This window comes from Endozoicomonas sp., from assembly GCF_051008435.1.
GTDB lineage: Bacteria > Pseudomonadota > Gammaproteobacteria > Pseudomonadales > Endozoicomonadaceae > Endozoicomonas_A.
Genome location: NZ_JBPCXO010000034.1, coordinates 1 through 12,028 on the forward strand (window position 1 = coordinate 1; position 12,028 = coordinate 12,028).

Annotated in this window: 13 protein-coding genes; 7 read left to right on the forward strand and 6 right to left on the reverse strand. The window is 47.4% G+C overall.

All coding sequences use genetic code 11. From position 1 onward, the window contains the following. Positions 1-328: 328 nt before the first annotated feature. Positions 329-775, reverse strand: a complete 447-nt coding sequence (locus ACR2PX_RS01635) for a rhodanese-like domain-containing protein (RefSeq protein WP_433997614.1) — start codon at positions 773-775, stop codon at positions 329-331. A 144-nt stretch (positions 776-919) separates the two neighbouring features. Then, on the reverse strand, positions 920-1,210 hold the full coding sequence (locus tag ACR2PX_RS01640; protein WP_433997615.1) for a PA4642 family protein: 291 nt from the start codon (positions 1,208-1,210) through the stop codon (positions 920-922). Between the two features lie 173 nt (positions 1,211-1,383). Here ACR2PX_RS01640 and ACR2PX_RS01645 point away from each other — a divergent pair, with 173 nt between their 5' ends. Both ACR2PX_RS01645 and ACR2PX_RS01650 read left to right on the forward strand, forming a co-directional pair. Further along, positions 1,384-2,685, forward strand: coding sequence for an amino acid permease (locus ACR2PX_RS01645; RefSeq protein WP_433997616.1), 1,302 nt, complete (start codon positions 1,384-1,386; stop codon positions 2,683-2,685). 102 nt (positions 2,686-2,787) lie between these two features. Continuing rightward, a complete protein-coding gene (locus tag ACR2PX_RS01650) occupies positions 2,788-4,236 on the forward strand; it encodes a hypothetical protein (protein ID WP_433997617.1) in 1,449 nt (482 codons plus the stop codon). A 43-nt stretch (positions 4,237-4,279) separates the two neighbouring features. Here the strand turns inward: ACR2PX_RS01650 and ACR2PX_RS01655 are convergent, their stop codons facing one another. Next, positions 4,280-4,837, reverse strand: coding sequence for a hypoxanthine-guanine phosphoribosyltransferase (locus ACR2PX_RS01655; protein WP_433997618.1), 558 nt, complete (start codon positions 4,835-4,837; stop codon positions 4,280-4,282). A 313-nt stretch (positions 4,838-5,150) separates the two neighbouring features. On the opposite strand from ACR2PX_RS01655, the gene upp reads away from it, so the two are divergent. Genes upp through ACR2PX_RS01670 form a run of 3 tightly spaced genes read left to right on the forward strand, consistent with a single transcriptional unit; the run spans position 5,151 to position 7,378 of the window. Beyond that, positions 5,151-5,777, forward strand: a complete 627-nt coding sequence (gene upp / locus ACR2PX_RS01660; RefSeq protein WP_433997619.1) for a uracil phosphoribosyltransferase — start codon at positions 5,151-5,153, stop codon at positions 5,775-5,777. 58 nt (positions 5,778-5,835) lie between these two features. Continuing rightward, entirely contained in the window at positions 5,836-6,105 is a 270-nt protein-coding gene (locus ACR2PX_RS01665; protein WP_433997620.1) for a hypothetical protein, read from the forward strand. Between the two features lie 28 nt (positions 6,106-6,133). Beyond that, positions 6,134-7,378: a uracil-xanthine permease family protein gene (locus tag ACR2PX_RS01670; protein ID WP_433997626.1), complete on the forward strand. Its 1,245-nt coding sequence runs from the start codon at positions 6,134-6,136 to the stop codon at positions 7,376-7,378. Here ACR2PX_RS01670 and ACR2PX_RS01675 read toward each other — a convergent pair. The 3 genes from ACR2PX_RS01675 to ACR2PX_RS01685 all read right to left on the reverse strand — a co-directional run bounded on the left by ACR2PX_RS01675 (position 7,364) and on the right by ACR2PX_RS01685 (position 9,065). Further along, a complete protein-coding gene (locus ACR2PX_RS01675; protein ID WP_433997621.1) occupies positions 7,364-8,098 on the reverse strand; it encodes a hypothetical protein in 735 nt (244 codons plus the stop codon). The two genes, ACR2PX_RS01670 and ACR2PX_RS01675, sit on opposite strands and share 15 nt — an antisense overlap. Positions 8,099-8,182: 84 nt before the next feature. Then, the gene (locus ACR2PX_RS01680) at positions 8,183-8,674 is read right to left on the reverse strand and encodes a hypothetical protein (protein ID WP_433997622.1); all 492 of its coding nucleotides are present in this window, start codon (positions 8,672-8,674) and stop codon (positions 8,183-8,185) included. 16 nt (positions 8,675-8,690) lie between these two features. Beyond that, complete coding sequence (locus tag ACR2PX_RS01685) at positions 8,691-9,065, reverse strand: STAS domain-containing protein (protein ID WP_433997623.1); 375 nt, start codon at positions 9,063-9,065, stop codon at positions 8,691-8,693. Positions 9,066-9,482: 417 nt separating this feature from the next. Between ACR2PX_RS01685 and ACR2PX_RS01690 the strand changes: the two genes are divergently transcribed. Next, the gene (locus tag ACR2PX_RS01690) at positions 9,483-10,976 is read left to right on the forward strand and encodes an aldehyde dehydrogenase (RefSeq protein WP_433997624.1); all 1,494 of its coding nucleotides are present in this window, start codon (positions 9,483-9,485) and stop codon (positions 10,974-10,976) included. Positions 10,977-11,207: 231 nt separating this feature from the next. Continuing rightward, positions 11,208-11,885: a Crp/Fnr family transcriptional regulator gene (locus tag ACR2PX_RS01695; protein ID WP_433997625.1), complete on the forward strand. Its 678-nt coding sequence runs from the start codon at positions 11,208-11,210 to the stop codon at positions 11,883-11,885. Positions 11,886-12,028: the final 143 nt, after the last annotated feature.

The window sequence follows — 12,028 nt, forward strand, 5'->3', positions numbered from 1 at the left end:
GCCAGCCTGCTGCTGTGATGTTGATTGTACCTCGCCAGGCTTGGTACAGGAGTCACAGTAGTAGACTGGTTCCGCAGTCCACAAGAATCTTCCTTCGTCAAACGCTAAAAACTGCAGAATCGAGTGATAGAAATCAGGTAAATCGGTCCTGAATACAGAGTCTGCGTATGAAGTCTTGTAGGCAAGTAAGATGGGTAATAACCATGCGATCCAGCTTTGTTGTATAGGATAATTGAGCAAGAACGGAGTGCTGCTGTCTCTAACGCTGTTTTGAGTTTTTTTCCAAAGCAGAGAAATCACACTTTTGTCACCACTGATTATCTCTCAGTCAGTTCTTGCCGGTTGCCAGAGTTTCCCCTTGTTCTTTCCAATCCTTCAAGCCCCCTTTGTAGTGCATGATATTGCTGTACCCACGAGCTGCAGCAAAGTCAGCACCGGAAAACCAGGAAGGGCATTGGGGGCCGCCGCAATAAACAACAATGGGGTAGTTTTTGAGGACGGGAAGCCTGCTTTCAAGCGTTGTTCTGTCAGCAAGGGAGTGAGAACCGGGCAAATGACCTTTACTGTAGGTCTCTGCTTTATTGCTATCGATAATGAAAACTTCCCCTGCGTCCATGGCTTTTCTGAGGCTGGGGTAGGAGATGGCAGGATAATGCTGTTTGTAGGCCGCCAGTCGGTCCTCCATGGAGGCGTCATCACAGGCAGGTGAAGTAGTGCTGAACAGGATCATGGCGCAGGCCATCATACGTGGGTCTTTAAACCATGTACCAAACATGGTGTCTCTCCTGAGTACTGCTAAAGCTCAGAAGTATAGGACCCTGGCCGAGAATTGACAGCTGGCTAAAGAGCAGAATAAGTGCTCTTTCTACTTAAGCGTCACTCCCGGCTAGATTCCCAGGTGGCCGTTAAAGAGTTTGTATTAGTTGGCACCACAGTTCTTTAAAGCCTGAACGTAAGGAGAGCCATGCTGATGTGACTCCAGAACAGATAGGAATGAACTGCCTTCTGGTGTGCCAGGATTCATATCCAGGCCGGTTTCCGAATAAAAGCGCAGGAATCGCTCAAAGTCTTCTGCCCTGAGAGCACGGTAGGCACGGGTCAGAATATGCAAAGCGCGATCTTCTCCTGCGGGTGGTTGAAGGGTAAGCAGCTCTTTGATTCGCTCATCACTCAGTACTTCACCAATGACTTTCTGCTTGTCTTTCTTCATTGTTATTCCTGATAGCTCTTGGCAGTTTAGCGGCATTGTACACGATGCGTTTCAAACTGTAAGTGTCAGAGGTGACTCATGTTTCCGGTGTCTATAATACCGTCTGGCATTCAGTTTGTGCGTGCCTGAAACTCCATATTCCCTATTCATACACAGAGCCCGCAGGGGGTGGTATGCCTGACAGCACCGTGGAAACGGAAATTGAAAACGTTACTCGGCATCAGTCCAGGCAGGGAAAGAGTTGGAGCTCCAGAGACAGCGGCTGGATGATGAATCTTTTCGGCACAGCCATTGGTGCCGGCATACTGTATCTTCCGATCAATGCAGGAGCAGGGGGGATCTGGCCACTGGTGGTGCTGGCTTTACTGGCGGGTCCCATGGTTTGGCTGGCGCATAGAAATCTGGTTCGATTTTGTCTGTCTTCCTCTGATCCTACTGCCAATATTACCGGTACCGTCAATGAGCACTTTGGTACAACGGCTGGCAGAGCACTGACGCTTGCGTATTTTCTCTCGATATACCCAATACTGCTGCTTTATGGCATTGGCATAACCAACGTCGTGATCAGCTTTATGGAGTATCAATTGCAGATGGAGCCGCCTCCCAGAATTCTGGTCAGTCTCGTACTGGTTTCTGGGCTTATTGCCATTATGTATATTGGTGAAACCTGGATGCTGAGAGCGGTAAAGCTTCTTTGTTATCCACTGGTGGCGATTCTTTTGGGTATTTCTGTTTATCTGATCCCTCAATGGAATCTGGCCGCTTTCGATCAGCCCTTTAATCCCCATGATATGCTGTTGACCCTTTTTCTGACGACACCTCTGCTGGTCTTCTCTTTCAATCATTCCCCGGCTTGTTCGGCGTTTGCTCAGGCATACCGATTGACCATGCCTGATAAGGAGGCCTGTGCTCGGAAAACCAGCCTCATTCTTAAGCGAAATACCCAGCTGCTGCTGGTGGTCATTTTGCTGTTTGTCTTTTCCTGTGTACTGAGTCTTACTCCGGCTGATCTTCTGCAGGCCCGGGAGGCAAACCTACCGGTGTTATCCGTGCTTGCTAACCGTTCCGGGAATCCTGTATTTGCTGTGATTGCTCCGGCGATTGCATTTCTGGCAATCGCCAGTTCATTTTTCGGGGTCTATCTCGGGACTCTGGAGGGCATGCAGGGCTTGGTGACTCAGCAATGGCATAAATACAATAGCCACAAGCCATTAAATCCAGTTGCATTACGCAGAGGGACGCTTGCTTTTGGGCTTATTACCTGTTGGCTGGCAGGCTACGCCAACTGGAGTGTGATCGGAATGGTTGAGATGGTGGTGGTGCCTGTCCTGGCAACCATCCTCTATCTAATGCCTGTTTACGCCCTCTATCGAGTGCCTGATCTCAGGCACTTCAGGAACATCTATCTGGATACCTTCACCGCAATTGTCGGAATTATGGCGATTACTGCATTTATAGTGGATCAGATACTCTGAATTATTCCGAAAAGATATAGATTCTTTGAATAAGCCACTCAGCTATAGATGATACTTAAATATATAACGGAATAGACTGAAAAGAGCTCAGAGGAAACAGGGATGTCGACAGGTGGTTCCAGCCCAATAGGTGGGCAGAGTCCGATTCAGACGGACCATAATAGTACTTCTATTGTCAGGGAAAGACCAAGACCGTCAGCCAAAGCTCTGAATCGAAACATTCAAGCCCTGAATCATCCTAACCGTTTGCCTCCACCCCCTCCACCTCATGCCAGATCGCAGCAATCGGTCCCTTCTGATACTTCTATCCATGAGCGAACCAGTGAAGTGGTGGAAGGCAAAAAGCACATAGGAACCAGGTCATCGGATTCTGCCAGCCCTGTGAAAGAAACCGTTGAGCGGACCTTCAAACAAAAAGTGACTCATGTCTTTGGAGAGTTGAAACGTTTTTTCAAGCATGAGAACTGGCAGCCAGTGCCTAAGGAGCTGATTGATGGCGTTCATGATAAAGGGTTGAAAAGGGATCTTACGGCCAGGAATGGGAAAGTGGAGGAGCTGGGGCAGCTGAAAGAAAAGGCCAATGCACTCGAGAAAAAGCTGGTGGGTTTTGATAAAAAATACAGCAAGTCTCTTGAGCTTTATGACCTGGTGGGAGCGCCACCCAAAAAAGGCAAGTTTCCGGCCCCTGATGGTAAAACCTATGACTTTTCGAAGGCTGAGCTGTTTGGTGACCGTACAGAATTGATGAGGAAGTTCAGAGCTGCTTTTGACAAGGATTCTGGTTTTCAAAGCTATGATTCGGACCGTAAAGAATTAAGACGGATACGAGGGAGTGATGATGAACCCGGTAGAAGAGCTGAGCTAAAGCAAGAAATCAGAGAGCTCAGTCAATCTTTAAAGCCAAGGGTTGATGCAGCGGCTGCGAAAGAGGCTGAGTTCCGGCATGAGAAACTGGATCATGCAGTGGAAGCCGTGCAGCAGACAGCGAATGCAGAGATTAGCGAAAAGTGGACAGAGTACCGGACAGAAATGAAAGCGTTAGGTGAAACGGTAGTCGCCAGGAAAGAAAAACTGGATGCCCATGAAGCCGGGCATAAGCACAGAAAAGATCATGAGATCCCAGTCTTGAAAGCCAAGCTCAAAGGGATCAAAACCATGAGACGACAGCGACGGAGTAACATTGATCACGACAAGCGATTGAGTCCGGAGCAGAAACATCAGGCTAAAGCCAGAGTAGAAACTTCTTTCAAAAAAACGCGAGAGCGTCTTGAAGGGGAGTTAAGAGGGCTGGAAAGTAAAGTTGAGACATACTCCACTGATAGAAAATCGCTTAAGAAAGAGTACCATGAAGCCGTGGATGCCCGAGCCAAGGCCAGTAAAGGAAAGGATTTCAGAAAAGGAGTAGAAGAGGTTCGCAAAGAGCAGGCAAAAGAAGAAAAGAGTACGCTTAAAAAGCACAAGACTGTTCCTAAGGAGGCTGAGCAGGAACGTGCAGCTATGAGAAAAGGTCTGCAGGGTAGAATGAAATCTTCGGGTATTAAAGGCCATTGAACCAGATTGCAGTTGAGCCATCTGGTTCAATTGATTAAACGACTCAGTGACCCTTCAAAGCAAAAATGCCATTAGCATTCCGCCAGTAGCCTTGATAATCCAAGCCATATCCAAAGATGTAACGATCTTCAATTTCCAGGCCATAAAAGTCGGCTTTGAGGCCAGGACGGGCTTTTCGGTCGTGCAGTTTATCAACCAGAACAGCAGTCAGTACGTGCTCGGCACCTTGTTCCTTACAGAAATCAACAATGGCATCCAGAGTGTGACCTTCGTCAAGAATATCATCAACGATCAGCACTGTTCTGCCTTTCATATCCTGTGAAGGGCGTACTCTCCAATCCAGACGGCCACCGGTTAACTGATCACGGTAACGGGTAGCGTGCACGTAAGAAGCTTCCAGAGGGAACTGCAAGTGAGTAAGGAGCTTGCCAGTAATGACCATCCCACCATTCATTACACAGTAAACCAGTGGGTTACTGCCAGACAGCTGTTCAGAAATGGCACTGCCCATGCTTTTAATGGCTTCTTCTATCTGCTGTTCATTATACAGGCAGTCAGCTTCGTCGAAGACTTGCTGGATATGGTCGAGATCAACAGACATAGGTTTGGAACCTCGTTGTAATAACAGGTAACGGGTCATTGGCTAATGTCTGGCATCTTCAGACCCTGCTTATCACTCAGCAGAGCTGTAGGTAGCCAGGCAATGTAGGCAAAAGTTGAACCGTAGCAAAAAAAGAGAGCAAAAAAAGAGAGCAAAAATACCTCTATTAGAGGTTAACAGCAAGTTGTAGCTTCACTGTGGTTTGATGTGAGAAAAACTTATAGGTGAATAGTAAAGGCTGTGTAAAAATAAAAAGGTTTATGCCTATGAAATGGGCTGACTCAGTAATAAGCGGAAGGCATCGGGATCTGACATGAGTGTACAGGAAATCAAACACCCTCTGGTACAGCACAAGCTGGGCATTATGCGCACCAGAGATATCAGTACGAAAGGGTTTCGGACACTGGCTAATGAAGTCGGCTCACTGCTGACTTATGAAGCGACCAAGGATTTTGAGCTGGAAGATCATGTTATTGATGGCTGGGCAGGAGATGTCACCGTCAAGCAGATCAAGGGTAAGAAAATTACTATTGTACCCATCCTTAGAGCCGGTCTGGGAATGATGGATGGGGTGCTCGATCTGGTGCCGAGTGCCCGTGTCAGTGTTGTGGGCCTGTATCGGGATGAAGAAACGCTTGAACCTGTCCCTTACTTTGAAAAGCTGGTTAAGGATATCGATGAGCGAATTGCTCTGGTACTTGACCCTATGCTGGCGACAGGTGGCTCCATGATTGCTACCATCGATATGCTCAAGAAAGCGGGCTGCAAGGAAATTCGCTGCCTGGTTCTGGTAGCGGCTCCAGAAGGTATTGAAAAGGTGCTGGAAGCTCACCCTGATGTCACCATCTTTACCGCATCGGTCGATGAATGCCTGAATGAGCATGGCTATATCATACCGGGACTGGGTGATGCCGGAGATAAAATTTTCGGAACCAAGTAATGCAGGGATAGCTTTCGGGGCGTTGTACGTTTTCAGTCACTTGAGTACTGACTTCAAGATGAACCTACCTGAAAAAATCCGGGCTGTAGTATCGGTACCTCCACGTCCAGCAGTTATCTGCCTGGTCGTGGTTTATGTAGCACTTCTGCTGGAGTGGTGCTGGCTCTGGGGGCTTATGCTACTGCTTTGGGGGCTGTTGGACCTGGTCAGGCAATCCACCTGGCTGATTATACCAGTAGCCCGAAAAGAATTTCCTGTCGTTTACTTTGCCATAGTCATTACCTGGATCTTGCTGGGTGGATATTGGCTATATCTGGACGCCTATTGATAAGGGACTGATTATGATTGATGTGAATATGAGCACTGATGAAACGCCTGTCTTGCGCCAGATACTAATGGGAGGGCAGATGTTGTTTGTGGCCTTCGGTGCTCTGGTGTTGGTGCCCTTGCTGACCGGGCTGGATCCGAATGTTGCTTTTTTTACAGCGGGTATTGGTACTCTGATATTCCAGCTGTGTACCAGGCAACAGGTGCCCATCTTTCTGGCATCTTCTTTTGCCTTTATTGCCCCTATTACTTTCAGTATTCAGAGCTGGGGGCTGCCCGCAACATTGGGCGGTATGATGGCGGCGGGTCTGTTTTATGTTCTGCTTAGTTTCATCATCCGCATCAGAGGAAGTGGATTTCTTTATCGGCTTTTTCCTCCGGTGGTTGTTGGTCCTGTCATTATGGTGATTGGTCTGGGACTGGCACCCGTTGCTGTTGATATGGCGAGCGGAGGTGCTAACCCCTCTATTGATGCTAATACGTCTTTGTTGTTGGCGGGTATTGCTCTGGTGACCACTCTGATCGTTTCCACCATGGCGGGCGGTATCCTCAAGCTTATTCCCATTATTTGCGGTATTGGTGCCGGTTATTCAGCAGCACTGTTTATGGGGGTTGTGGATTTTCAGCCGGTTATTGATCGTCCGTGGTTTGCTATTCCTGCATTTACCGCTCCGGAGTTTAACTGGAATGCCATTTTGTTCATGGTGCCGGTAGCTATTGCTCCAGCCATCGAACATATCGGAGATATGCTGGCGATCAGCTCGGTGACGGGTAAAAAATACCTGGAAAAGCCGGGACTGAAAAATACCCTGCTGGGAGATGGTCTGGCGACTTCTGCGGCAGCCATGCTGGGAGGTCCACCGAATACGACTTACTCAGAAGTGACCGGCGCGGTTATGCTGACGAAAGCGTTTAATCCGAAGATTATGACCTGGGCAGCAGTCATTGCCATCGTGGTAGCGTTTATTGGTAAAGTGGGTGGTTTCCTGGCAACCATTCCGACGCCGGTAATGGGCGGTATCATGATGTTGTTGTTTGGTTCTATCGCTGTAGTGGGCCTCAGTACCATGATCAAGGCACAGGTAGATCTGAGCAAACCGCGCAACCTGGTTATTGTTTCGGTGGTTCTGGTGTTTGGTATTGGTAATCTGGCCTTGTCATTTGGCGAGTTTTCGCTCAAAGGCGTTAGCCTTTGTGCTATCACCGCTGTGCTGTTGAATGCCATTCTGCCCCATGCTGACCAGGAAGATAGATACCAATCAGCTGACGTCTAAGCGTCTGCTTATGTCCTGAATCCAGTGATGAGTGTGACGCGGCTTGTTGGGTTTCCACCAGTTTCCGTCACACACTTCGGGGCCCGCTGCGGGAGAGTTGAAGTGAAAGTACTGATACTCGTCAATAGCCTCGGGGTGCCCAGTCACTTGCTGACAGGTATCGTACAAACAGGATGGGCCTGTTTTCTGCAAGGTGTCGTAATAGTGGGCAAAGGTGCCTTGGTAGATCAAAGACCATTCTTTTCCTGAAGGAGACATTCTGGTTTGGATGGTCTTCAGGGTTTCCAGCAGAATCGGATGTCCTTGGTAAGCACTTGCCAGTACATCATTGTTACGGTCTTTAGTGCAGATCAGCCCTGGCGGAGCGCTCATAGCCCCCCATTCGGTTATTTCATCGGTTTGTGGACCCCGATCCGTATCAAGGTAAATCATTCCACTGGATGATCGTCTGCGCGCAGTCTTTGAAGCACAGTCAATTGCTTCACTTCCTTTAGCGAGTAATGCGTAGCGCACGATATCGCTGACGACTTCCATGGCTTTTAAGTCAGTCCGGGCAAATTCAATCAGGCGGGTCAGGGAATCTGGCGATCCGGGTAATGTGCTGTCCAGGCCAGCATCACTGATGTCGAGTACTTTTATATCCAGACCTCGCAGGCTGGGTAAGGAGGGTAGTCGCTGCATCAAATTTTGGTCTGATGGGGTGAGTAGCGTGCGGTCCATCCATAAAACAACTTCCTTTCTTGGCCTGCATTGGGCTACACGCTGAATTTGCTGGAGGTAACGATCAGGCAGAAAACTTCCCACTCAAATAAAGTTAACGGGTGCATCATCGGCAATACGGTCACAGAGAGGAATTGGCAGGCAGGGATATTTCTCACTAAACAGTAGTTGATAGGCTCTTGCGCAATAAGGCACAAAATTTAAGCCCATCTCTGTTTTGGAGAACCAGTGCTTAAAGCTTAAATGCTGTTCGCTGGAAAGGATGGAGAGCCAGAATTGAACTCTGTCCCCTTCACTGGCATCCAGATAAAACTCAACCAGTTTTTCTTTCAAGTGTGGATCAGAGAAGGAAATGTTGGCTTGCTCAAACAGGCTGGCCGCTTCTGACACCGTCATTTTCTGAACTTTCTGGATCTGGTATGACGAAAGTCGTGTTCTGCCTGGTTGGCTCGATACAAACAGGCGCTGTCGTACATCGGCAGGGGAAAATGACTGATTCTTATCCGTTTTATCCGATAGCCCTGCACGGGCATGGCTTGCAGGGTTTGGGAATACTTTGTATTGTATCGGGTTCATCAGCTGGCAAGCAGAATTAATTTATGTTGATTCTGCCCAGCTGGGCATCCGATTCGAACAGCATGGCTTCAGCTTCATCCAAGTCACTGGCAATGCTGATGTATCTGGAAATACCACTCAATTCCAGCAGCGAGCGAATTGATCTTGAGACATTGCACAGCGTTAGACTGTGAAGCAGGGTCAAGGTGCTGCGGGTGCTGAGCAAGACTCTCAGGCCTTCACTGCTGATGCTGAATAGCTGTGAGCAATCCAGAATCAAATGACGGTTGCCTTCAAAAGTTGCGGCTTCAATAGCGCGATCCAGCATTTGCGAGGTGATAGCGTCCACTTTGCCCTGGACTTCCAGCAGGGTGTAGTTGTAGTGATCTTCCAGGTTGATGGATAAAGCCATGGTATTACTCCTTTAAATGGCTGTTTGGTTGCGAGTCATCCTAAGACTTGCTGGAAGGGAGTGGTATAACAAGGTTGACAGCTTTACTGACAATTTGCGGTGGAACGGTTTTTTCTTGTAGCGCTTTACTATGAAAATACCGCTATTCGGGCTCTGTAATCATTTTTATGGTTAGGCGGTCTATCCAGCTCATGGTTGTTTGAATACAGGGGGTGATGATTGTTGCCTGGTAATGCTATCCGAAATGAAGGGTTGGCTATTGCGTAAAAAGTCTCAATAATGAGTGTTTCCCGAGCAATAGCAGTCCATTAACCGAAACTGAGTAGCCATGAGTTGGGAATGCAGCCACACCTCGAATAAAGAAAATAGCTGCAAACACTGATATGGCTGCATTTTCATAGTAAAAGTGGAGTCACCATGTCCAGCCAGGATAAAGCCTACTGGGAAACCAGAGCTGAGCAATTAACCATTACAGGTAAAGCATGGATTAACGGCGAGTATACCGATGCCGTATCCCAAGAGACGTTCGACTGTCTATCGCCTGTAGATGGACGGCTCCTCGGAAAAATAGCCAGTTGCTCACAGGAAGATGCTGACAGAGCGGTGGCCTCTGCTCGTGCAGCTTTTGATTCAGGAGAGTGGTCCAGAGCGGCTCCGGCTGACCGAAAGGCCGTACTGTTTAAGTTATCTGATCTGATACTGGAGCATGTCGAAGAGCTGGCTTTGCTGGAAACACTGGATATGGGCAAAGCTATCCGCTTTTCTCTGAATGATGATATTCCTGGCAGTGCCAAGTCTTTACGATGGTGTGCAGAGGCTATTGATAAGATTTATGGTGAAATTGCGCCTGTAGATCCTTCTCGTCTGGCAATGATTACCCGTGAACCGGTTGGTGTGGTAGCTGCGATTGTTCCCTGGAACTTTCCACTGAGTATGGCCAGTCTCAAGCTGGGGCCTGCTCTGGCCACGGGAAACAGTGTTATTCTCAAGCCCTCTGAAAAGTCTTCGTTGACTGCCATTCGACTGGCACAATTGGCCGAAGAGGCTGGATTACCCAAAGGGGTTCTACAAGTATTGCCTGGGTATGGCCATACCGTTGGCAAGGCTCTGGCATTGCATAATGATGTTGATTGTCTGGCATTTACAGGCTCTACCCGAACCGCAAGACAACTAATGGTTTATGCTGGAGAGTCCAATATGAAGCGAATCTGGTTAGAAGCCGGTGGTAAAAGTCCTCATATTGTTTTTGCCGATTGTCAGAATCTGGAAGCAGCGGCCAAAGGCGCGGCAATGGGCATTGGTTACAACCAGGGTGAAGTGTGTGTAGCCGGCTCAAGGTTGCTGGTGGATGAGGCCGTTTATGATGAGTTCATTCCGCTATTGCAGAAACATCTTCAGGCTTGGCAACCAGGACATCCTCTGGATCCTGAAAGTCGTGCGGGCGCTATTGTCGATGAAGTTCAGGTTCGGACCATTCTTGATTATATTTCCGCAGGTCAGGAAGAAGGAGCGACGCTCAGTTCGGGTGGGCAGAGAGTAATGGATGAGACTGGTGGTTTTTATATTGAGCCGACCCTTTTTGAGGGAGTAAGCAATACCATGAAAATTGCTCGTGAAGAGATCTTTGGTCCTGTGGTTTCTGTCATTCGGTTTAGTGATGAAGAGGAAGCGGTGAAGATAGCCAATGACACGCATTATGGTTTAGCGGCAGGACTCTGGACAGATAATCTGGCAAGGGCGCACCGCGTTGCTGGAAAAATCAGAGCGGGCACTGTTTATGTTAATGGTTATCTCGGAGGGGATAATTCGGTTCCTTTTGGTGGTTTTAAACAGTCAGGAAATGGCAGAGATAAATCACTTCATGCCTTTGATAAGTTTATAGAGATTAAATCTACAGTTATGTATTTTTAGGCATTGTGTTAAAAGTTAAAGGCGTAATAGGCTTAGAATCTAAGCTTATTACGCCAGCCTTATTGTAATAATTGGTTTATATGCATATAAACTTTATTACTAACAGGATTACTTTTGTTATGCTAAGTTGTGTTAGTTAATGAATATTAAAATACACTGTCGTGTATTGGTTGCTTGAAAATAAGAGTCGTATATAAAAATAGAAAATAACAATTTTGTTGTAGGTCTTCGATGAGTGATATAAATCTTTGGTATTTAAGGTCTCTGGACTTCTTTAAGCGTTTTTCAAAAGAAGATGTCGAGTCTCTGACTCGTGAAGCCCATCAAGTGAAAATTGATCACCGGTCGCCACTGGCTATTCGTCAGCAGGGGGTATATCTGGTTTTAACTGGACGTATCAAGCTTTACCGGCAGATTAATGATTCGGTCAGAATGCTGGACTCTGTTCTGGATGTGGGTGATCTGTTTGGCGGTATACACGGTAGCGAAGTATCTTACGAGCTGGTTCCCATTCAAGGGGCAACTATCTTGTTGATCGAGAAAGAGAAATTTCTTGATGATATTTCCAATCCGAAGCTCTATCTGGAGGTCGTCCAGAAGCTTGAGGAGCGGCAGAGAACCTTGCAGGCAAGGCTCGACAGTCTGATCTTCAAGGATGCCAGAACCCGAATCATTGAAACGATGGTGAATCTCTGTCATGAACATGCAGTAGATTGCACACATGGCTTTGGACTTGATCTCAGTATTACCCAGGAAGACATTGCGCAACTGGTCTGTGTTTCAAGGCAGGTTGTCAATAAGGTATTCAGGGAAATGGTTAAAGAAGACGTTATGCATAAGAACAAAGGTTTTTATTGTATTCGTTCGAAAGAGTCCTTGTTAGATTTGATAACAATAAAAAAGTACTGATCGGATTGGAGTGAATGTAAATAGTGCCTGTCCGAAAACCCTCAACCCTTGAAAATAATAGCTTGTAGCCCAATATAGATACTGAAGTTTTCAACTACCGGCTGTTATTTTCAAAAATCATGCGTAAACCAATTAATCCACAG